We start from the raw sequence: 20,264 nt of genomic DNA on the forward strand, positions 1-20,264 counted from the left end.
GTTCGCGCCGGCTGGTTCTTTCAATCCTGGGGAGGAGGGCATCATGGCAGCTGCGACAGCATCGCGAAGCGGGCTGAGATCGGCATTGCCGCTGCTAGCACCGGCCTATCTCTGGCTGACGGTGGCGATCTTCCTGCCGCTGTCGGCCATGGTCTTCTTCTCGTTCATGACCGAGCTGCCGCTGTCGGGGAAGCCGTGGGCGTTCACGCTCGGCAACTATGCCGCCTTCTTCTCGCAAAGCCTCTACCTGACGCTGCTGCTTGCCTCGCTGCGGCTTGGCCTTGAAGTGACGCTGTGGTGCATCGTCATCGGCTATCCCGCGGCTTACGTGCTGGCCAAGGTGCTGAAGGGCCGCAGCCGCGAGGCGATCTTCCTGCTCGTCATCCTGCCGTTCTGGTCGAACGGGCTGGTGCGCATCTTTTCCTGGGCGATGGTACTGCGCGAAGGCGGCATCCTCGATACGGCGCTTAACGCCGTGCTGCCGTTCAAGATCAACATCGACCTGATGTATTCCTATCCGGCCGTGATCATCGGGCTTGTGCATTCCTACGTGCCCTACATGGTGTTGACCTGCTACCTGACCCTGCAGGCGATCGACGACTCGCTGATCGAGGCCGGGCGCTCGCTCGGCGCCTCGCGACTACAGGTGCTCAAGCGGGTAATCATTCCGCTGTCGATGCCCGGATTGGTGGCGGGCGCGGCGCTCATATTCGTACCGGTTGTCGGCTCCTTCATGGAGCCGCGCATCCTCGGCGGCCGCACAGGCACCTTCTACGGCACGGTCATCGAGGACCAGTTCGTCGCGGTGTTCAACTGGCCGCTGGGTGCGGCGCTCTCCTTCATCCTGCTGGCCGTCGTGCTGGTGATCCTGGCGGCTGCCTCGCCAGTGCTCAGGAGGGCCGCCTGATGGCGACGACCCGCATCCTCGAATGGCTCGGCCGCCTCTACATCTCGGTGCTGCTTGCCTTCCTATACCTGCCGATCATCATCATGGCGCTGATGTCATTCAACGTCTCGCCCTTCTACCAGCTGCCATTCGAATGGACGACGGAGTGGTACGCATCGCTGTGGCAGAACGATCAACTGATCGCCGCCACATGGAACAGCGTCGAGATCGCCGTCATCACCACCGTCATCTGCACGGTGCTTGGCTCGGCGGCGTCGCTGGCGCTCTATCGTAATGAATTTCGCGGCAAGAAATTCCTGCAGGCGCTGCTTTTCCCGCCGATCGCCATTCCGTGGCTGATCACCGGCACGGCGATGCTGATCTTCTTCTTCGGCGTCGGCATTGGCCGCGGCCTGCATGCCATCCTGCTCGGCCATGTGGCGCTGGCGCTGCCCTATGTCATCGTCGTCGTTTCGGCCCGGCTTCAGACCTTCGCGCCGGAACTGGAAGAAGCGGCGCGCTCGCTCGGCGCCAACCAATGGCAGGTGACGTGGCGCGTCACGCTGCCGTGGATCATGCCTGGCGTCATTGCCGGTGGGCTGTTCGCCTTCGCTGTCTCGTTCGACCAGTTCGTGGTGTCCTATTTCCTGGCGACGCCGGGGCAGACGACGCTGCCGGTCGAAATCTACGCCGCGATCCGCAAGGGCTTCACGCCCGAGATCAACGCGGTCTCGACGATCATCATTGTCGTGTCGATGGCGCTGATGCTGCTCACGGCGCGCTTCTTCAAATTCGGCGGAGAGAAATAATGGCCGGCGTGCAGGTATCGAACGTCTCGCGCAGCTTCGGCGCGCACAAGGCGCTGGACGATGTCTCCATCGATTTCGCCGATGGCGGCTTCTACGCGCTGCTTGGGCCGTCGGGCAGCGGCAAGACCACGCTGCTGCGCCAGATCGCCGGGTTCGACTTTCCCGACTCCGGCCGCATTGCCATCGGCGGCGAGAGCGTCGAGCGGGTGCCGGTCGAGAGGCGGCGCATCGGCATGGTGTTCCAGAACTATGCGCTGTTTCCCAATATGAGCGTTGCCGACAATATCGCCTTCGGCCTGTCGGTGCGCGGCGAGGCCAAGGCGGTGATTGCCGCCGAGGTGCAGCGTGCGCTCGATCTTGTGCAACTCGGCAAGCTCGGCAGCCGGCGGCCGCATCAACTGTCGGGCGGTCAACGCCAGCGGGTGGCGCTGGCGCGTGCCATCGTCACCAAGCCGCGCGTGCTGCTGCTCGATGAGCCGCTCGGCGCGCTCGACAAGGCGCTGCGCGTCGACATGCAGATCGAACTGAAGCGCATCCAGCGCGAGATCGGCATCACCACCATCTTCGTCACCCATGACCAGGAAGAGGCGCTGACGATGAGCGACCGCATCGGCATCTTGCGCGACGGCAGGCTGGTGCAGGAAGGGCCGCCGGAGGAAATTTATGACCGGCCAAAGAGCGAGTTCGCCGCCACTTTCCTCGGTGACGCCAATATCTTTCGCGGCGACACGACGGGCAGCGGCATCCGCTTGGCGGACGGCACGGCGATTGCCGCGGGCGCGGGCGCGACCCTTGCTGTCGGCGCCAAGGCGAGCTGCGCCGTGCGGCCCGAACGCATCCGCATCGCCACCGATGCCGGGGTTTCCAATGCCACCGACACGAACGTGCTGAAGGGCCAGGTCTCCAAGCGCATCTTCGCCGGCAACAACAGCACGTACTTCGTCGATCGTGCCGGCCAGACGCTCAAGGTCATTGTGCAGAACACCGGCATCGAGCGGCTGGCGGAAGGGCAGGACGTGGTGCTGCGCTGGTCGCCGGAGAGCACGGTGCTGATCGCTGCGGGCTGAGATCTGCAACGGGTCTTGCCAGACTGTTCGTAATCAGGGACAGCATAACCGGGCACGGGCGCGGAGCACATTGATGACGCTGGAATTGACGGCCGAGGACCAGTCCATGCTCGACGGCGAGCAGGGGCAGGCCGCAGCCGCTGCGATGAAGATCCTGGTCGCGTTTTCCAATGCAGTTGGAGCCGGCAGCCTGCTGGATATTGCCGGCGCCCATATCGATGGCTGCCTTTACCACGGCAAGGCCGGGCTCGATTTCGTCGAACGGCTGGTCGAGGGCGGTGGCCGTGTCCGGGTGCCGACGACGCTCAATGTTGGTTCGTTCGATCTCATTCATCCCGGCATGGTGAAGATGCCGGCGGCGGAGGAAGTGCCGGCGCGGCGTCTGATGAAGGCGCATCTCGAACTCGGCTGCCAGGCGACGTTCACCTGCGCACCCTACCAGACGCGGTTCCGGCCGGGCTTCGGCGAGCAGATCGCCTGGGGTGAATCCAATGCCATCGTGTTTGCCAATTCGGTTATCGGCGCGCGCACCAACCGCTATGGCGATTTCATCGACCTCTGCTGCGCCATGACCGGGCGTGCGCCGGCCTGGGGCCTGCATTTGTGCGAGAACCGGCGCGGCCGGATCCTGTTCGAACTGGCCGTTCCTGATCCAGAACCGAGCGACAGCCTGTTCGTCGGCGTCGGGCTATTCATTGGGCAGGCGAGCGGCGATCGCATTCCGGTGGTCGCCGGCCTACCACAACCGCGCGACGAGGACCAATTGAAGGCGCTGGGCGCCGCCGCGGCAACCACCGGCGCGGTGGCGTTGTTCCATGCGGTCGGTATCACCCCGGAAGCGAAGACGCTCGACGATGCGTTCCAGGGCCATGCGCCAGAGGAGACGATCCGCATCAGCCGCGCCGACATCGATCAAGCGCTCGCCAGGCTATCGACCGTGCCCGATGGCGCGCCGCTTTCGGCCGTATCGCTGGGCACACCGCATTTCTCGCATGAGGAATGGATGCGCTTGTTGCCGATGCTGCGCGAGATCGCGCCGGGCAGGCGTATCCCGATCTATGTCAACACCGGTCGCGCAACGCTGACCCGATTGCAGGAGGAGGGCGCGCTGGCTGGCATAGAGGCGTTCGGCTTGATCCCGGTCGCCGACACCTGCACCTATGTCACCTCGATCCTCGAGCGCCTCGACGGCGTGGTGATGACCAATTCCGGCAAATGGGCGCATTACGCACCGGGCAATATCGGTGTGTCCGTCGCCTTCGCTGACTTGCGGGATTGCATCTGCTCAGCCGCAGTCGGATATGTCGTGCGGGGTGCGCCATGATCTGGTCGACAGAAGCCGGGGCCACCGAGCGGTTCGGCACCTTCCAAGTAACCGGCGAGGCCGAGGGCCAAGCGCTGGTGTTTTCGCAGCCACTCAGCTTCTGGGGCGGCGTCGACGCCGAGACTGGCGACATCATTGACCATTCGCATCCCGGTCTCGGCCAGAATATCGCCGGTAAGATCCTGGTCATGCCGAGCGGGCGCGGCTCGTCATCCTCATCCTCGGTCCTAGCCGAGGCGATCCGCAGGCGCACGGCACCGGCCGGTATTCTCCTGGAGCGTCCGGACCCGATCCTTGCCGTGGGCGCCATCGTCGCCGAATTCCTCTACGACATCCGCATACCGCTGGTCGTGGGCGACATTGCGGGTATCGCCTCAGGCGACCGGATCGCGATCGGCCACGACGCAAATGGCCGGGCGATCGTCAGCATCGGGAGACGCCCAGACTGATCTTCTTCCCAAATCGCACCGCCGCCACGGAAGTCGCCGCCGTCCGGTAGAGCAACCATCCAATTCTATGAACGCCGCGCCTCATCAGTGCGGCCTTCGTCATTCCTGGTCTGAATGGTCGGTCGTCACGCCCCGTGATGGGAAATGATGGTGTCGGCCTTGGCCGAGGTGCAGGCCATCGCGTTATATCCTGTCCTCCACGGGAGGAATGAATGGCAGGCACCGATTTCGAGCCAGATGTGAAGATTCGCAGCAGAGAATACCGGATCGGCTGCGTCGGTGCCGGCATGATCATGGCCGAATGCCATCTCGCCGCCTATGCACAAGCCGGCTTCCCGGTGATCGCGATCGCTTCGCGCACGAAAGCCAACGCCGAAAAAGTGGCCGGGCGTTGGGGCATCCCAACCGTTCATGAGACGCCGGAACAGCTGATCGAGGACGACCGGGTCGAGATCGTCGACCTTGCCTTTCCGCCCGACCAGCAACCGGCGCTGATCCGCCAGGCGCTGAAACAGAAGCACATCAAGGCGATCCTGGCGCAAAAGCCATTGGCGCTGTCGGTCGCGGAAGCGGTCAGGCTGCGCGACGAAGCGGCCGGGTCCGGTAAGATCCTCTCGGTCAACCAGAACATGCGCTACGATCAGTCGATGCGCGTGCTGAAACAGATCATCGACAGCGGCGCGCTGGGCGACATCGTTTTCGCGCAGATCGACATGCACGCGATTCCGCACTGGCAGTCATTCCTCGCCGGCTACGACCGGCTGACGCTTGCCAATATGAGCGTGCACCATCTCGACGTGCTGCGCTTCCTGTTCGGCGATCCGCAGGAGATCACGACGCTGACCCGCAAGGACCCGCGCACGAAATTCGACCATTCCGACGGCATCACGGTATCGACCCTACGCTTCCCGTCCGGCGTGCTCGCCGTGTCGCTGGAGGATGTCTGGTCCGGCCCGCGCCAGGAGGGCTACAAGGACGATCAGCACATCAACTGGCGCGTCGACGGCACCAGGGGTGTCGCCAAGGGCACCATCGGCTGGCCGACGGGCGTGGCTTCGACCCTGACCTATGCCTCGGCCGAGACGACAGGCGGCGAATGGGTCAGTCCCAGATGGGACACGATGTGGTTCCCGCACGCCTTCATCGGCGTGATGGAACAGCTGCAGCATGCGGTGAAGACGGGCACTCCACCGGCGCTGTCCGTCGCCGACAACGTCAAGACCATGGCGCTGGTCGAGGCCGGCTACCGCTCCATGGCGGAGGGCCGCACGGTAAAGCTGTCCGAGATCTCGATCGACTGAACATCTATCCGCCGAATCGCGTGGCGGCTGAATCGCTTACCGGGAGGAGTTCACATCATGATGCAGGCGGGTATCTTCACCGGCTATTTCCCCTATGACCTGAAGGAGGTCGCGAAGCGCATTCGCGGGCTCGACTTCAACACGGTACAACTCGACCTGCATTTCAGGGATATCGACCTGTCGGTTGGGCAGATCACCAAGGATAAGGCGAGGACTGTGCGGGATACGTTCCGAGACCACAATCTGCCGGTCTGCTGCATTTCCGGCTACACCAACATCATCCACCCGGACAAGGTCGAGCGCGAGAAGCGCGTCGGCCATCTCAAGGAGATCATCTGCAACGCGCGCGAATTCGGCTCGCCTTACGTGATCTCGGAAACAGGCACCTACAACACCGAATCCGATTGGGTGCACCACCCCAGGAACAAGACCGAGGAAGGATTCGAGGAATGCCGCAAGGTGATCTCCGACCTTGCCCAGACGGCCTATGACCACGGGGCGGTCTTCCTGCTCGAAACTTATGTCAACAATGTCGTCGGCTCAGTCGAGGAAACGGTGAAAATGTTTGCGCAGGTCGACCATCCCGGTCTTGGCCTGCTGATGGACCCGACCAACTACTTCGAGGCGCACAATATCGACCGCATGGACCAGGTGCTGAACCAGGTGTTCGACACGCTGACCGACAAGATCAGGATCGCGCATGCCAAGGACGTCAAGCGCTCCGGCAGCGACAAGTCGGAGAAGCACGCCGACATTGGCGATGACAATGCTTCGGAAGGCCTCACCTTTCGCGGCGTCGGCGAGATCGAATTGCCGGCGCCCGGCCTCGGTTCGCTCAATTATGATCTTTATCTCAAGCGGCTCAGCGAAAAGCACCCGAACATCCCGGTCATCATCGAGCATCTGACCGAAGACGACGTGCCACGCGCCAAGACATTCCTCGATGGAAAATTCCGCGCCAACGGCCTTTGAGGACCGCACGGGAGGCGACGATGGCCACGGTCAAGACAAAGCGCGACTACAGCCTGGTCGGTGAAAGCGCGCGGATCGCGATCGAGACCGGGCTGGCCTCGGCCGAGTGGTATCACACGGATGTGCCGCGCAAGACGATGAAGGAACTGATGCAGCGCTCCGACGGGCCGGCGATCCGCGACACCATCATCTGGATCGCCGCCATATTGGGCTCGGCTGCCGGCGGCATGTGGTTCTGGGGTTCATGGTGGTGCGTGCCGTTCTTTTTCGTCTACGGCGTGCTTTACGGTTCTTCCAGCGACTCGCGCTGGCATGAATGCGGCCACGGCACCGCCTTCCGGACACGCTGGATGAACGACGTCGTCTACCAGATCGCCAGCTTCATGCTGATGCGCAATCCGGTGACCTGGCGCTGGAGCCATGCCCGCCACCACACCGACACGATCATCGTTGGACGCGACGCCGAGATCGCCGTGATGCGTCCGCCCGACCTGTTGCGCGCCGCACTTGCCTTCACCGGCGTCCTCGATTTCCGCTATTCGCTGCCAACGCTGGTGCGCAATGCGTTAGGCAACCTCTCGCCGGACGAGAAAAGCTTCGTGCCGGAGACGGAACGGCGCAAGGCGGTGATCGCCGCGCGCTGGCATATCGCCATCTATCTCGCTGCGATTGCGCTGGCGATCTACCTCTGGTCGTTCCTGCCGCTGGTGCTGATCGGCCTGCCGCGCCTCTACGGCAGTTGGCACATGGTGCTGACCGGGCTGCTGCAGCATATCGGGCTGGCCGACAATGTGACCGATCATCGGTTGAACTCGCGCACTGTCACCATGAACCCGATCAGCCGCTTCATCTATTGGAACATGAACTACCACGTCGAACATCACATGTTTCCGATGGTGCCCTATCATGCGCTGCCGACGCTGCATGAGTTGATCAAGCATGATCTGCCAGAGCCGAACCCTTCGATGTGGCAAGCCTATCGCGAGGTCTGGCCGGTGCTGGTCAAGCAGCTCCAGTACGAGGACTATTTCCTCAAGCGCGAGCTGCCGCCGACGGCGCGGCCGTACCGCGATGAGTTCCATGCGCTGGCCGTCCCGGCGGCAGCGGAATAGGGGAGAAACAGATGGCCGACTGGGTTGAAGCGTGTGGCGTCGATGATGTCGAGGAAGAGGACGTCATCCGCTTCGACCATGACGGTCGAACCTTCGCCATCTATCGCAGCCCGGATGACGAGTTCTTCGCCACTGACGGGTACTGCACGCATGAGAAGGCGCATCTGGCTGACGGGCTGGTGATGGACGACATCATCGAATGCCCCAAGCACAATGGCCGCTTCAACTACAAGACTGGTGCCGCCAAGGGCGCACCGGTGTGCGTCAACCTCAAGACCTATCCAGTGCGGATCGAAGCTGGCAAGGTCATGATCGAGATCGGCTGACCGGCCAGTTAGCAAGCAACAAAAATGGAAACATGCCGATGAGCCGAAAGAGACCGACCGTCGCCGACCTGCGCGCCATGAAGGGCAAACGCCAGCTGACCATGCTGCGCGTGCTGACGATGGACGAGGCCGAGGCCGCCGAGCGGGCAGGGGTCGACATCGTCTCGGTGCCGCCCGAACTGGTGCTCAACCCGCAATACCGTGACGCAGCCCCTAGCCTGTTCACCATGCCGGGGGAGAATTTCTTCGAGATCGGCACGGCGGACGATTTCCTGCGCTGGGCCTTCCGGCTCTACAAGGCCGGCGCCGACGCGGTCTATTGCAGCGCCGGCTACGCCACGATCAAGCGGATGGCCGACGATGCCATCCCGGTCATCGGCCATGTTGGCCTCATTCCATCGCGCGCCACCTGGACGGGCGGCTTCAAGGCTGTTGGCAAGACAGCCGACACCGCCATGGCGGTCTTCGCAGCGGTGAAGCAGCTGGAGGCTGCCGGCGCCATCGGCGCCGAGATCGAAGTGGTGCCGGTCGAGGTGGCGAAAGCGATCTCGGAGCGGACGTCGCTGATCATGCTCTCGATGGGGGCTGGCACCGGCTGCGACGCGCAATACCTGTTCGCCGACGACATTCTCGGCCAGAACCGTGGCCACATGCCTCGCCACTCCAAGGTCTATCGCAATTTCGCCGCCGAATATGACCGCTTGCAAGCCGAGCGCATCGCGGCGTTCTCCGAATATGTCGCCGACGTCAACAGTCTGGCCTATCCCGAGGACAGGCACGTTGTGCATATGGACCCCGGTGAGCTACGACTTTTCCTCGACAAGGTCGGCCGGGCGTAAGGTCACCGGCCAGGGCCCATTGGCGAGGGCGGCGTAGAGCGCTTCGGCGTCGATGCCGAGCGGCCGGTCTTCCTTCAGGGCAGGGACCAGCGCGCGTATCGCCATATGAACAGCGGCGGTTCGGGGCGCCAGGGTGAGCCCGTCGCGCAGGTCGACCGCCTGTGCCGCTGCCAGCAGCTCAAAGGCGATCAGCCGCCGCCAGAGTGTAATCATCGCGGCGCATTTCGCGACGGCCAGAGGTGTCTGCGTGGCATGGTCCTCGACGCCTTCCGAGACGGCTAAGAAATCCAGCATCACCGGATTGGCCCTGTGGCGGATGGCTGCCAGGATCGATGTCGCCGTCTTCTGCAGCGGCACAAAGCCGGCCGAGGCGCCGCCGACCGGCGACAGATATTTCGGCAGGCCGTTGCGGCCGGAGCCAGTGAGCTGGATGAAGCGGGCGGCGCTCGCCGCGGCGCACTGGGCGATAGCCAGGCCGAGCGTTTCGAAGGCGAGCGACAGCGAGGCAGTGTGGAAATTGCCGGTCGACAGCACCAGCTCGTCGTCGCTGAGCACCAGTGGATTGTCGGCGGCGGCATTGAGTTCGATCTCGACGGCACGCCTCGCCTGACCGAGCGCCTCGATCAGAGCGCCATGGATCGAGGGCATGCAGCGGATGGACAGAGGATCTTGCAAGATAGTCGGCGCCGGCGCCTCGTCGCGGGCAAGCAGATCCTGCAAGGCCTTTGCCGCTTCCTGCTGGCCGGCGGCCGGCCGCGCCATATGCAGGCGTAGGTCGAGGATGGTGCGATTGGCGCCGATACCTTCCATGGTCAGCGCGCCGGCCTGGTGCTGCTGGGCAAGGGCGGACAGCGCATCCGTCACCACGAGCGCACCGCTGCCCGCTGAAACAGCCGAAGCGTTGATCAGCGACAGCCCGTCCTTGGGCGCCAGGCTGATGGGGACGAGGCGGGCCATCATCAACGCCTTGGCCGCCGGCATGCGCCGGCCCTGATAGTCGGCGTCTCCTTCGCCGGTCAGCAGGCGGGCCAGCGCCGTCATCAGCACCAGATCGCCGGCGCCGATCGAGCCGAGCGACGGCATCACCGGGTGGACGCCGGCATTGAGCGCGTCGACCAAAGCGACAAACACGGTGGGCGAAAGTCCGGAGCCTCCCGTTGAAAGCATCGCCGCGCGGGCAAACATAGTTGCCCGCACGGTCTCGACCGGCAGCGCTTCGCCGACCGCGCCGCTGCGTCCTTCCAGCAGCTGGCGCTGGAAGGCGCTGGCGTCGCCCTCGACCGTCGTGCCGAGATTGGCGCCGAGCCCGGTGTTGAGGCCATAGATCTGCTGGCCGGAGGCGGCGGCCTGGTCGAGCACTATTCGCGCCTTCTGCAGCCTGCCGAGGACATCGGATCGGACCTCCACCTTGCGCGCTTCGCGGGCCACAGCGGCGACATCCGCAGTGCCCACGCCGGCTCCGGTGAGGACGAGCGCACTCATGCGAAGCGCAGCCGCTGGCCGATGCCTTGCGCCTGCGCCCTGGCCAGCATCGCCTTGCCCAACGCAATGTCGGACAGCGACAGGCCGCGGTGCCAGAACAGGATCGTCTCGCTGTCATTCTCTCGCCCGGCCTTGAGACCGGCGGCGATCTGGCCAAGCTCGGCATGCAGCGTCTTTTCGCTCAGCCGCCCGGTCTCGACATGGGCGCGCAGCGAGCCGAACTTGCCGCCCTTGCACTGGCCCCAATCGTCGACAACCATCTTCTGCATGATGTCGGTCAGCGACAGCTCCACGGCGCTCATGGTGCCGTAGGGCACGACCAGCGCGCCGGGCTTGATCCATTCGGTCTTCAACAAGGGCTGCGGTTCCGGCAGCCGCGAGGCCTCGACCACGATGTCGGCGCCTTCGACACAGCTCTTCCAGTCGGCCACAGCGGTGACACGCTTGCCAAGATCGGCGGAGAGTTTTGCGGCGAAACCGTCGCGGCTTTCCGGGCGGCGCGAATGGACGCGGATTTCGTCGAAGTCGAAGAGATGGTCGAGCAGGCGCACGTTCCAGTAGGCGGTGCCGCGCGCGCCGATATGGGCCAGCACTTTTGAGCCCTTGCGCGCCAGATGCTTGGCGCCAATGGCGGTGACGGCACCTGTGCGCATGTCGGTGATGACGGTGGCATCCAGGATGGCGCGCGGCGTGCCGGTGCGCGGATCGAACAGATTGAGGATACCGAATTCGGAGGGCAGGCCGTGCAGGTAGTTGTCGACATAGTCGCCGACGATCTTGACGCCGGCGGTGTCGAGCGGCGCGACGTAGCCGCGCAAGACATTGAAATGGCCATGGAAGGACGGGTCCGGCTCGAGATGAACGCGCGGCTCGATCACCGTCTGGCCATTGCCTTGCGCCACCAGGCCGGCCTCGACGGCGGCGATGATTTCACCATCGGACATGGCAAGGGCGTCGATATCGAGGGCATTGAGATAGTCGATATAGATGGGTTTCATCTGCTGCGTGCACTTTCCCCGGTCGCCTCTCATCCATAACAGGCCGTGACGCGACACGAAAGTTTGTTACGCCGTCTATGGACGCGGCCGGCTAATTGCTGTTCAAACCGGTACCGTCATGACTGCCATTCCCGACACTGAAGCCTTGCCCGAAACGGCCACCAATGCGCGGCGCGTGGCGCTGATCGTCGCCATCGCCTTCTTCATGCAGTTGCTTGATTCGACGATCATCTCGACATCGCTGCCGCAGATGGGCGCTTCCTTCGGCGTGCCGGCGGTGGCGATGAGTATCGGCATCACCGTCTACATGCTGACCATGGCAGTGTTCGTGCCGCTGTCGGGCTGGCTCGCCGACCGGTTCGGTGCGCGCAATATCTTCCTGCTGGCAATCATCCTTTTCACATTGGCCTCGCTCGCCTGCGGCTTCTCGCAAAACCTGACCCAGTTCGTCGCCGCACGTGTCGTGCAAGGGCTGGGCAGTGCACTGATGACGCCGGTCGGCCGCATTCTCGTCTTGCGCAATGCATCGAAGTCCGAGCTGCTCAACGCCACCGCGCTGATCACCTGGCCGGCACTGTTCGCGCCGGTGGTCGGGCCGGTGCTGGGCGGCTTCATCACCACCTATCTGTCCTGGCACTGGAACTTCTTCATCAACATCCCGCTGGGCGTGATCGGGCTGGCGCTGGTCGCCCGCTTCATTCCCGGCGACCGCGAGGCCAACCCAAAACCGCTAGACTGGCCGGGTTTCTTCCTGACATCGGCGGGACTTGCTTGCCTTCTGTACGGGCTCGAACGCATCGCGCATCCAGAAGACGGTGTCTTGCCGACGGTGGCGCTCATCGCCTTCGACGTCGCCATCGGCTGGCTGGCGGTGCGCCATCTCCGGCGCGCACCGCATCCGCTGCTCGACCTCTCATCGTTCAAGGTGCTGACCTTCGCCATCTCGACGCTTGCCGCCGGCACCAATTTCCGGGTGGCGATCAACGCCACGCCGTTCCTGTTGCCGCTTCTGTTCCAGGTCGGCTTCGGTCTCAGCCCCGTCGATGCCGGCATGATGATCCTGGCCTATTTCCTCGGCAATCTCGGCATGAAGACGGTGACGACGCCGACGCTGCGGCGCTTCGGCTTTCGATCTGTGCTGGTCGTCAACGGCCTGATCGCCTCGGCGTCGATCATGGCGTGCGCGGCGATCTCACCGCAGACGCCGCAAGCGCTGGTGATTGTACTGATGCTGATCGCCGGCCTGTCGCGCTCGATGCAGTTCACCGCCCTCAACACGCTGGCCTTCGCCGATATCGACGCGGCGCAGCGCAGCTCGGCCGCGACACTGTCCAGCATGCTGCAGCAAGTGGCGATGCTGTTCGGCGTCGCGGTGGCGGCGGCGATCCTCAACCTGTCGCAGATCGCCAGGGACCGGCCGGCGCTCGACCTCGTCGATTTTCGAATCGCCTTCCTGGCGATCGGCGCCATCGGGCTGGTGGCGGCGTTGCGTTTCCTCGCGCTGCCGCCAGGTGCGGGTGCCGAGGTTTCCGGCCACGCACGGGGGAACTGAAATCGAATTTTTCTACCGGATGCGCAGATAAATTCCGCCTTGCCCTTTCGCCTTGGTGCGATGCTTTCGCAAGCGATCGCAATGGCGCAACTAATTGCTAAAAATCCAGGCTTTTCCGGGCATTGCGCCAGTTTTGGCAATCGATGCGTCCACTCGATGAATATCGCCGCCGACCGGGCTTCTGAACGCGGATTCATTTGACGAACCGGCGCTAAGCCGATTAGCTTTCCGTGGGATGGCAGCGCTGCCATTGGGGCGTAAGCGGGACATGAACGCGATCGGCTGGCCGAATTTCAGGAGCCTGAATCAGGAAGGCATTGTCTTTGCCATTGCCGTGGTGCTGTTTGTTGCCGCTGCCATCGGCCTGCCGGGCTTCATCGACCCCAACAATCTCGTGGCCATCGTCCGCTCGGTGTCGGTGCTCGGCATACTGGCGCTCGGCATGGCTGTCGTCATCATCGGCCGGGGCATCGACCTCTCGGCCGTGGCGATCATGGCAATGTCTGTCGCCTGGTATCTGCAACTCCTGAATTCAGGAACGCCGGACGGGCTGGCCTTCGCCTATGTGCTGGCCGGCGTGCTCGCGATCGGCCTGCTCAACGGCTTCCTCGTCGCCTATGCCGATGTGCCGGCGATCTTCGTGACGCTGGCGACCGGTTCCTTCGTCTTCGGCTACGTCCGCTCGCAACTGATCACGCAGGATGCCGTGCCGGTGCCGCAGGGCCATTGGGTCGAACTGCTCGGCGGCCTGCGCTTCCTCGATATTCCCATCGAGGTGTTCGTCTTCGCGGGCCTGGCTTTCCTGTTCTTCCTGTTCCTGCGCTACACCAAATGGGGCCGCTACATCTATTTCGCCGGCGACAATCCGGTCGCGGCGCGCAACATCGGCATTCCGGTGCGGCCGATGCTGGTGCTGCGCTATGTGCTGTCGGCCTTCGTCGCGCTGATTGCCGGCCTGCTGACGGCGGCCAGCCTGCATTCGATCAACACCCGCGTCGTCAACTCGACCTTGCTCTACGACATCGTGCTGGTGGCGGTGATCGGCGGCATCGGCCTGTCCGGCGGGCGGGGCGGGGTGCGTAACGTGCTGGTCGGGGCGGCGCTGATCGGCATCCTGCTCAACGCCATGACCATCATCGATATTCCGCTGCTCTACCAGAACCTGATCAAGGCGGCGATCCTGCTGGGGGCGATCATCGTCGACGGCGTCATCAATCCACGTGACGAACAGACCGCGCAGCAGGGCGATATCTAAGCATGGTCCCGAAGAGAGCATGCTCGAACCAGAAGACCAAACGCGGACGGTTGGGGCCGTCGGTGAACCACAGTGACCAAAACAGAAGGATGTGACATGAAACTGATCAGAACACTCATGGCCGCCGCAACGGCGCTTGCCGTTACCGCCTTCGTGGCGCCCACCTTTGCCGCCGACGATCCAGGCCCGGCCGCCTATGCGCAGTCGCTGAAGGGCAAGCGAGTCATGCTGGTGCCGCTGGCGATGGGCTTCGACCTGGCGCAGGGATGGGCGCATTATCTGAAGACCGAAGTCGAGGCCTGGGGCGGCGTGTTCGAGACGCGCGACCCGAACTGGGTTGTCGATGCCGGCGCGCAGGCGATCACCGACGCCATCTCGTCCGACACCCGCCCGGACGTGCTGATCATCCACGCGCCGGACCTCAACTCCTATTCCAAGCTGATGAAGAAGGCACAGGCGGCCGGCACCTATGTGCTTCTGGTCGACAATCCTGCCAACTTCCCTGCCGATGCCTTTGTCGGCAGCGACTGGGACCGGCTCGGCCAGCTTGAGGCCGAAGCTGCGATCAAGGGCTGCGGCGAAAACTCGTCGAAGAAGATCGGCCTGGTGCAGGGCGACCAGGCGAACTCGTCCAGCCTTTATCAGTATGCCGGCATCATGAAGGTTCTAGACAAGCATCCCGACTTCAAGGTGGTGGCCAAGCCCGACTCCAACTGGGATGCGACGACCTCGCGCAACGTGACGACGACGATGCTTCAGCAGAACCCCGATATCTGCTCGATCATCGATTTCTGGGATGGTGACGCCACCGGCGCTTCGGCCGCGATCCGCGATGCCAAGCTCGAGGGCAAGGTGTTCCTGGTCACCACCGGCGGCGGAGAAAAGGCGGCCGACTGCGACAAGCTGCAGGATGGCACCTATGGCGCCGTAGTGATGACCGAGCTTGCCCGCCAGTCGGGCGACATGAACGCCATCATCAAGTTCCTGCTGCAGAGCGGCCAGCCGGCCGGCACCTCGCACACCTACATCTACACGCTGGAGAAGGCGACGACCAAGGCCGACCTCAAGCCCGACAGCTGCTGGGACCTGAAGGCGCTGCAGGCCGAAGCGGCGGCGAAATAGTCCGATCCTTGCCGACACCAATCAACGAGATGGCCGGATTGCCCGGCCACCTCTTTCTCTTGCAGCCCAGATCTTACAGCAGTGACCTGATGTCCTTTCGCGAACGCCTCCAGTCCTGGCGCTACAATCTCGTGCCCGACCATCTTGTCGGCGAGATCCTGACCAAGCGCTGGACCGACAACGGCATTCCGTTCCTGGCGCTGGTGGTGACATTGGCGACCTTCGGCTCGATCATTCCGGGCTTCTTCAAGCTGACCTCGCTGCAGGAATCGACCCGCCAGCTCGGCGAGTTCTCGATGGTCGTCACCGGCATGACGGTGGTGATGCTGGGCGGCGGCATCGACCTGTCGGTCGGCTCGATCTTCGCGCTGTCGTGCTTCTCGGCCGTCTATGTTTTCTTCATCCTCGAACAGTCGATCTGGCTGGCGCTGGCCGCTTCGCTTGCCACCGGCCTCGTCTTCGGCGCCATCAATGGCTATCTCGTCGGCTATCTCCGCCTGCGCGCCTTTCTCACCACGCTGGTCACCTTCATCTTCGGGCGGGCGCTGTTCGACATCCTGGTCACCACCTATGCCGCCGACGTGCAGCTCTCGACCGCCACCTCCGACGTGCTCGACTTCATCGGCGACAGCACCTTCTGGGGCCTGTCGGTCTCGGTCTGGTTGGCGATCATCCTGGCGATCGTCACCCATATCGCGCTGACGCGTTCGCGACCGGGCTGGCACGTGCTGGCGGTCGGCGGCTCCAGGCGCTCGGCGCACAATGCCGGCATTCGGGTGCGCCGCACCGTGTTCATGACCTATATCTTCTCAGGTTTCTGCGCCTCGATCGGTGGCTTCCTCATCGCTTGCCGCCTGAGCGGGGCAGGGCCGGGCACCGGCCTCAATCTCGAGATCATGGCGCTGACGGCGGCGGTGGTCGGCGGCGTCAGCTTGGGCGGTGGGCGCGGCTCGGTGATCAAGGGGCTGATGGGCGCCATCATCGTCTTGACCATGACCAACGGGCTGATCCGGCTGGGCTATGGCACCGGAACCAACCAGATGGTGCTCGGCCTCATGCTGGCGGTGGCGGTGACCATCGACATCCGCTGGCTGAAGAACCGCCACAAGGTGCTGAACGAGGTCTATGTCGCGCCGGTCTATCTCAAGATGGGCCCGACCCAGTCGGCGGCGCCCGGTTCGGGCACGCCATACGAACTCGATAATCGATTGTCAGAAGCTGACCATATCGGGCTCGCCGAACTGGAGGGGCCGGAGGACGTCATCCTCGACCGCGACGACAATCTCTATTGCGGCACCCGCCATGGCGAGATCGTCCGCTTCTTCGCGCCAGACTATGTCAGGTCGGAAGTGTTTGCCCATATTGGCGGCTTTCCGCTCGGCCTGGCCTTCGACAAATCAGGCAACCTGATCAGCTGTGTCGGCGCCATGGGGCTCTATTCCGTGTCCCCGGACCGGGAGGTCAAACGCCTGTCGGCCGAGACCTCGCGCTCCTGGACCTCGATCGTTGACGATGCGCGGTTGCGCGATCCCAATGACTGCGACGTGGCACCGGACGGCCGCATCTATTTCACCGACTCGACCAAGCGCTACGACGCCCATGACTGGGCTCTGGATTCGATCGAAAACCGCGCCACCGGCCGCTTGCTGGTCTACGACCCGAAGGACGGCTCGACCAAGACACTGCTCGACGGTTACCGCTACACCAACGGTGTGTGCATGGCGCATGACGGCAAGTCGCTGTTCTTCGCCGAAAGCTGGGCCTGCCGCGTGCACCGCTACTGGCTGGAAGGGCCGAAGGCGGGTACCGCCGAATGCGTCATCCGCGACATGCCGGGCTACCCCGACAACATCAACCGCGCCTCCGACGGCAATTACTGGATGGCGTGGCTCGGCATGCGCACGCCGAGCTTCGACCTGTCGCTGCGCCACCCCGACATGCGCAAACGCATGACGCGCCGGCTGCCGCAGGATGAATGGCTGTTCCCCAACATCAACACCGGCGGCGTGGTCAAGTTCAACGAAACCGGCGGCATTGTCGAGGCGATGGGCGACCTCACCGGCGGCGCACACCCGATGGTCACCTCGATGCGCGAGCACAAGGGCTATCTTTTCGTCGGCGGCATCCTCAACAACCGTATCGGCCGCTACAAGATATCGGGCGCCGACCCGAACTGGACCAGCCCCGCTTCCTACTGGGGGGCGAAGTCGTGATCCTCGATCCGGTGCTTGACCTGTTTCGCGGCAAGGCAGTGACCATTCCGCCGCTCGACGGCGCCTTCCGTCCCAACACGCGGCTGGACGACGCGCTGGCGGTCGCTGAGCTGACCGAGCCGGACAATCTGCTGATTTCCAGCGACAGGCTGTTGGCCTCCAGCGGCAATGCCATACACGCTATTGCTGCCGGCGCCGTGCCAACCTTGGTCGAGACCTTTCCATCTCCGGTTACGGCGTTGGCGCTGTCGCCATCGGGCGAACTGACGGTCGGGTTGGAGAGCGGCAGGCTGTTGATTGCCGGCAAGGAGATTTCGCTGCCGGCCGGGATCGGCTGCATCACCGCACTTGCCTATGCAGACGACGGCACGCTGTGGCTGGCCAATGGTTCGGCTGAACACGCGCCGTCGCTATGGGCCGCCGACCTGATGAAGAAGGGCGCGTCTGGTTCGCTGTGGAAGCGGGACGCGGCGGGCGGTGACTTCCGCAAGGTGGCCGGCGGGATCGCCTTTCCCTATGGGCTCCATCCCATAGGGCGGGATGTGCTGGTCAGCGAAAGCTGGCGCCACCAGCTCGTCCGCTTCGACGGCGCGACCGGCAACCGCTCGACGGTGCTGGCGCATCTGCCCGGCTATCCCGCACGGCTGTCGCCGACCGCCGATGGCGGGGCGTGGCTGACCTTGTTTGCGCCGCGCAACCGGTTGATCGAATTCGTGCTGCAGGAAACGCACTACCGGCAGGACATGATCGAGCAGGTGCTGCCGGCCTACTGGATCGCGCCGGCGCTGGCTTCCAGCCGCAGCTTCCTCGAACCGCTGCAATGCGGCGGCATCCGCACCATGGGCATCCACAAGCCTTGGTCGCCAAGCCGCTCCTACGGGCTGGTGGTCAGGCTCGATCAGAAGCTGCAGCCGCAATTCAGCCTGCACAGCCGCGCCAACGGCACGCGCCACGGCATTTGCAGCGTCGCCGAAAGGGCCGGCCTTCTGTTCATCGCCTCCAGGGGCGGCGACTGCGTGTTGTCCGTCGACCTCGCGTCGGGAGGGTTTTGATGGAACCGATCGTCCGCCTGGAAAACGTCACCAAGACTTATCGCGGCGTGCCCGCGGTGAAAAACGTCAGCTTCGACCTGCGCAAGGGCGAGATCCACGCGCTGCTCGGCGAGAATGGCGCGGGTAAGTCGACGCTGACCAAGATCGTCGCCGGGGTGGTCGACGCCACCTCCGGCAGGATGTTCCATAAGGGCGCCGAAATCGCCTACGCCTCGCCGCATGCGGCGCTCGAAGCCGGCATTGCCATGGTGTTCCAGGAAACCAGCCTGGTGCCGTCGATGACGGTGGCGCAGAACCTCTATCTCGGTACCGAAAAATTCCTCAACCGGCTACGCGGCACCTACATTTCGGCGCAGCAGTTCCTGCAGTCCCTCAACTTTCCCGTCGACCCGAACGCCATGGTGGCGACGCTGGGTGCCGCCAAGCGGCAGATGGTCGAGATCGCGCGTGCCGTCCACCACAATGCCGAGGTCATCATCTTCGACGAGCCGACGGCGACTCTGACGCCAGAGGAGAAACGGCATTTCTTCGCGCTGATCCGGCGGCTGAAGGCGAGCGGCGTGTCGATCGTCTTCATCAGCCACGCGCTTGAAGAGGCGCTTGATATCGCCGACCGCATCACCATCTTGCGCGACGGCGAGCTGGTCATCACCGACGACACATCCGCCTTCGACCGCGACCGGATCGTCGCCGCCATGGTCGGGCGAACACTGTCCGGGCAGATCTATAGGCAGCGCGACGAAGCAAAATTGCGCAAGGCCGGCAAGAAGGTGCTGTCGGTGCAGGACATCTCTATGAGCAATGTCGTGCGCAACAACTCCTTCTCGATCTTCGAGGGACAGATTACGGGCGTGTTCGGACTGATCGGGTCTGGCCGCACCGAGACGTTCAAGATCGTCTCCGGCATCTACAAGCGCGATTTCCTGCGTGGCGGGGCGATCGAACTCGACGACAAGCCGGTGCGCTATCTCGTGCCGAGCGAGGCGGTGGCCGACGGCATCGTCTATGTCACCGAGGACCGCAAGAGCGAGGGCATCTTCGAGACGATGGGCATTGCCGAGAACCTGTTCGGCGGGCTGTTGGCGGCGGGCCGCGAAAAGGCCTGGGTGATCAACCATCAGGAGATGCGCGCGCTCTCGGCCGAATGGACCAAAACGCTGAACATCAAGGCGATCAACGACAATGCGCGCGTGGTAGAACTGTCCGGCGGCAACCAGCAGAAGGTGGTGATCGGCAAGGGGCTGGTGCAGCAGCCACGCGTCGTCATCTTTGACGAACCGACGCGAGGCGTCGATGTCGGCGCGATCGCGGAGATCCATCAGATCATCAACCGGCTGGCCGATGAGGGCTTGGCCGTCGTCGTGATTTCCTCCTATCTGCCGGAGATCATGAATCTGTCCGACCGCATCCTGGTCTGCCGGCAAGGCCGCATCGTCGAAGAGTTTTCGCCGGCGGAGGCCACAGAGGAAAAGATCATGTACGCAGCGGTTCACTAGAGTCAGGTC

General features: G+C 63.7%; 18 protein-coding genes. 16 read left to right on the plus strand and 2 right to left on the minus strand.

Annotated features, from left to right (window positions below; translation table 11 throughout):
* Window positions 1-43: 43 nt before the first annotated feature.
* The 10 genes from AC1DZU_RS17240 to AC1DZU_RS17285 all read left to right on the plus strand — a co-directional run bounded on the left by AC1DZU_RS17240 (window position 44) and on the right by AC1DZU_RS17285 (window position 9,085).
* Complete coding sequence (locus AC1DZU_RS17240) at window positions 44-907, plus strand: ABC transporter permease (protein ID WP_477286639.1); 864 nt, start codon at window positions 44-46, stop codon at window positions 905-907.
* On the plus strand, window positions 907-1,695 hold the full coding sequence (locus tag AC1DZU_RS17245) for an ABC transporter permease (RefSeq protein WP_477286641.1): 789 nt from the start codon (window positions 907-909) through the stop codon (window positions 1,693-1,695). Before AC1DZU_RS17240 ends, AC1DZU_RS17245 begins: the two co-directional genes overlap by 1 nt.
* Window positions 1,695-2,762 carry an ABC transporter ATP-binding protein gene (locus tag AC1DZU_RS17250; protein ID WP_477286643.1) on the plus strand — a complete coding sequence of 356 codons (1,068 nt, stop codon included), beginning with the start codon at window positions 1,695-1,697 and terminating at the stop codon, window positions 2,760-2,762. Before AC1DZU_RS17245 ends, AC1DZU_RS17250 begins: the two co-directional genes overlap by 1 nt.
* Window positions 2,763-2,835: 73 nt before the next feature.
* The gene (locus AC1DZU_RS17255; RefSeq protein ID WP_477286645.1) at window positions 2,836-4,086 is read left to right on the plus strand and encodes an aconitase X; all 1,251 of its coding nucleotides are present in this window, start codon (window positions 2,836-2,838) and stop codon (window positions 4,084-4,086) included.
* Window positions 4,083-4,535: an aconitase X swivel domain-containing protein gene (locus AC1DZU_RS17260; RefSeq protein ID WP_477286647.1), complete on the plus strand. Its 453-nt coding sequence runs from the start codon at window positions 4,083-4,085 to the stop codon at window positions 4,533-4,535. Before AC1DZU_RS17255 ends, AC1DZU_RS17260 begins: the two co-directional genes overlap by 4 nt.
* 212 nt (window positions 4,536-4,747) lie before the next feature.
* The gene (locus tag AC1DZU_RS17265; RefSeq protein ID WP_477286649.1) at window positions 4,748-5,836 is read left to right on the plus strand and encodes a Gfo/Idh/MocA family protein; all 1,089 of its coding nucleotides are present in this window, start codon (window positions 4,748-4,750) and stop codon (window positions 5,834-5,836) included.
* Between the two features lie 57 nt (window positions 5,837-5,893).
* Window positions 5,894-6,808, plus strand: a complete 915-nt coding sequence (locus AC1DZU_RS17270; protein WP_477286651.1) for a sugar phosphate isomerase/epimerase family protein — start codon at window positions 5,894-5,896, stop codon at window positions 6,806-6,808.
* Between the two features lie 20 nt (window positions 6,809-6,828).
* Entirely contained in the window at window positions 6,829-7,920 is a 1,092-nt protein-coding gene (locus AC1DZU_RS17275; RefSeq protein ID WP_477286653.1) for a fatty acid desaturase family protein, read from the plus strand.
* 11 nt (window positions 7,921-7,931) lie between these two features.
* Window positions 7,932-8,246: a MocE family 2Fe-2S type ferredoxin gene (locus AC1DZU_RS17280; RefSeq protein WP_477286655.1), complete on the plus strand. Its 315-nt coding sequence runs from the start codon at window positions 7,932-7,934 to the stop codon at window positions 8,244-8,246.
* Window positions 8,247-8,284: 38 nt separating this feature from the next.
* Window positions 8,285-9,085 carry a 3-methyl-2-oxobutanoate hydroxymethyltransferase gene (locus AC1DZU_RS17285; protein WP_477286657.1) on the plus strand — a complete coding sequence of 267 codons (801 nt, stop codon included), beginning with the start codon at window positions 8,285-8,287 and terminating at the stop codon, window positions 9,083-9,085.
* On the opposite strand, the gene AC1DZU_RS17290 is transcribed toward AC1DZU_RS17285, so the two are convergent.
* Both AC1DZU_RS17290 and AC1DZU_RS17295 read right to left on the minus strand, forming a co-directional pair.
* Entirely contained in the window at window positions 9,050-10,567 is a 1,518-nt protein-coding gene (locus tag AC1DZU_RS17290) for an HAL/PAL/TAL family ammonia-lyase (protein ID WP_477286659.1), read from the minus strand. The two genes, AC1DZU_RS17285 and AC1DZU_RS17290, sit on opposite strands and share 36 nt — an antisense overlap.
* Window positions 10,564-11,565, minus strand: a complete 1,002-nt coding sequence (locus AC1DZU_RS17295; protein WP_477286661.1) for an ornithine cyclodeaminase family protein — start codon at window positions 11,563-11,565, stop codon at window positions 10,564-10,566. The genes AC1DZU_RS17290 and AC1DZU_RS17295 overlap by 4 nt, the downstream gene beginning before the upstream one ends.
* Before the next feature lie 118 nt (window positions 11,566-11,683).
* On the opposite strand from AC1DZU_RS17295, the gene AC1DZU_RS17300 reads away from it, so the two are divergent.
* From AC1DZU_RS17300 to AC1DZU_RS17325, 6 genes are all read left to right on the plus strand, one after another.
* Window positions 11,684-13,117, plus strand: coding sequence for a DHA2 family efflux MFS transporter permease subunit (locus tag AC1DZU_RS17300; RefSeq protein ID WP_477286663.1), 1,434 nt, complete (start codon window positions 11,684-11,686; stop codon window positions 13,115-13,117).
* A 268-nt stretch (window positions 13,118-13,385) separates the two neighbouring features.
* Window positions 13,386-14,372 (plus strand): ABC transporter permease, encoded by a 987-nt coding sequence (locus AC1DZU_RS17305; protein ID WP_477286665.1) that lies wholly within the window; start codon window positions 13,386-13,388, stop codon window positions 14,370-14,372.
* A gap of 96 nt (window positions 14,373-14,468) precedes the next feature.
* On the plus strand, window positions 14,469-15,494 hold the full coding sequence (locus AC1DZU_RS17310) for a sugar ABC transporter substrate-binding protein (protein WP_477286667.1): 1,026 nt from the start codon (window positions 14,469-14,471) through the stop codon (window positions 15,492-15,494).
* 89 nt (window positions 15,495-15,583) lie between these two features.
* The gene (locus tag AC1DZU_RS17315) at window positions 15,584-17,707 is read left to right on the plus strand and encodes an ABC transporter permease (RefSeq protein WP_477286669.1); all 2,124 of its coding nucleotides are present in this window, start codon (window positions 15,584-15,586) and stop codon (window positions 17,705-17,707) included.
* The gene (locus AC1DZU_RS17320; protein ID WP_477286671.1) at window positions 17,704-18,759 is read left to right on the plus strand and encodes an SMP-30/gluconolactonase/LRE family protein; all 1,056 of its coding nucleotides are present in this window, start codon (window positions 17,704-17,706) and stop codon (window positions 18,757-18,759) included. The genes AC1DZU_RS17315 and AC1DZU_RS17320 overlap by 4 nt, the downstream gene beginning before the upstream one ends.
* Window positions 18,759-20,255, plus strand: a complete 1,497-nt coding sequence (locus tag AC1DZU_RS17325) for a sugar ABC transporter ATP-binding protein (RefSeq protein ID WP_477286673.1) — start codon at window positions 18,759-18,761, stop codon at window positions 20,253-20,255. The genes AC1DZU_RS17320 and AC1DZU_RS17325 overlap by 1 nt, the downstream gene beginning before the upstream one ends.
* Window positions 20,256-20,264: the final 9 nt, after the last annotated feature.

Source organism: Mesorhizobium sp. P2_A12 (assembly GCF_056405075.1).

Bases quoted from the DNA above. Each gene is read 5' to 3' on its own strand.
- AC1DZU_RS17240 (WP_477286639.1), top strand. From the start codon at position 44: ATGGCAGCTGCGACAGCATCGCGAAGCGGGCTGAGATCGGCATTGCCG.
- AC1DZU_RS17245 (WP_477286641.1), top strand. From the start codon at position 907: ATGGCGACGACCCGCATCCTCGAATGGCTCGGCCGCCTCTACATCTCG.
- AC1DZU_RS17250 (WP_477286643.1), top strand. From the start codon at position 1,695: ATGGCCGGCGTGCAGGTATCGAACGTCTCGCGCAGCTTCGGCGCGCAC.
- AC1DZU_RS17255 (WP_477286645.1), top strand. From the start codon at position 2,836: ATGACGCTGGAATTGACGGCCGAGGACCAGTCCATGCTCGACGGCGAG.
- AC1DZU_RS17260 (WP_477286647.1), top strand. From the start codon at position 4,083: ATGATCTGGTCGACAGAAGCCGGGGCCACCGAGCGGTTCGGCACCTTC.
- AC1DZU_RS17265 (WP_477286649.1), top strand. From the start codon at position 4,748: ATGGCAGGCACCGATTTCGAGCCAGATGTGAAGATTCGCAGCAGAGAA.
- AC1DZU_RS17270 (WP_477286651.1), top strand. From the start codon at position 5,894: ATGATGCAGGCGGGTATCTTCACCGGCTATTTCCCCTATGACCTGAAG.
- AC1DZU_RS17275 (WP_477286653.1), top strand. From the start codon at position 6,829: ATGGCCACGGTCAAGACAAAGCGCGACTACAGCCTGGTCGGTGAAAGC.
- AC1DZU_RS17280 (WP_477286655.1), top strand. From the start codon at position 7,932: ATGGCCGACTGGGTTGAAGCGTGTGGCGTCGATGATGTCGAGGAAGAG.
- AC1DZU_RS17285 (WP_477286657.1), top strand. From the start codon at position 8,285: ATGAGCCGAAAGAGACCGACCGTCGCCGACCTGCGCGCCATGAAGGGC.
- AC1DZU_RS17290 (WP_477286659.1), bottom strand. From the start codon at position 10,567: ATGAGTGCGCTCGTCCTCACCGGAGCCGGCGTGGGCACTGCGGATGTC.
- AC1DZU_RS17295 (WP_477286661.1), bottom strand. From the start codon at position 11,565: ATGAAACCCATCTATATCGACTATCTCAATGCCCTCGATATCGACGCC.
- AC1DZU_RS17300 (WP_477286663.1), top strand. From the start codon at position 11,684: ATGACTGCCATTCCCGACACTGAAGCCTTGCCCGAAACGGCCACCAAT.
- AC1DZU_RS17305 (WP_477286665.1), top strand. From the start codon at position 13,386: ATGAACGCGATCGGCTGGCCGAATTTCAGGAGCCTGAATCAGGAAGGC.
- AC1DZU_RS17310 (WP_477286667.1), top strand. From the start codon at position 14,469: ATGAAACTGATCAGAACACTCATGGCCGCCGCAACGGCGCTTGCCGTT.
- AC1DZU_RS17315 (WP_477286669.1), top strand. From the start codon at position 15,584: ATGTCCTTTCGCGAACGCCTCCAGTCCTGGCGCTACAATCTCGTGCCC.
- AC1DZU_RS17325 (WP_477286673.1), top strand. From the start codon at position 18,759: ATGGAACCGATCGTCCGCCTGGAAAACGTCACCAAGACTTATCGCGGC.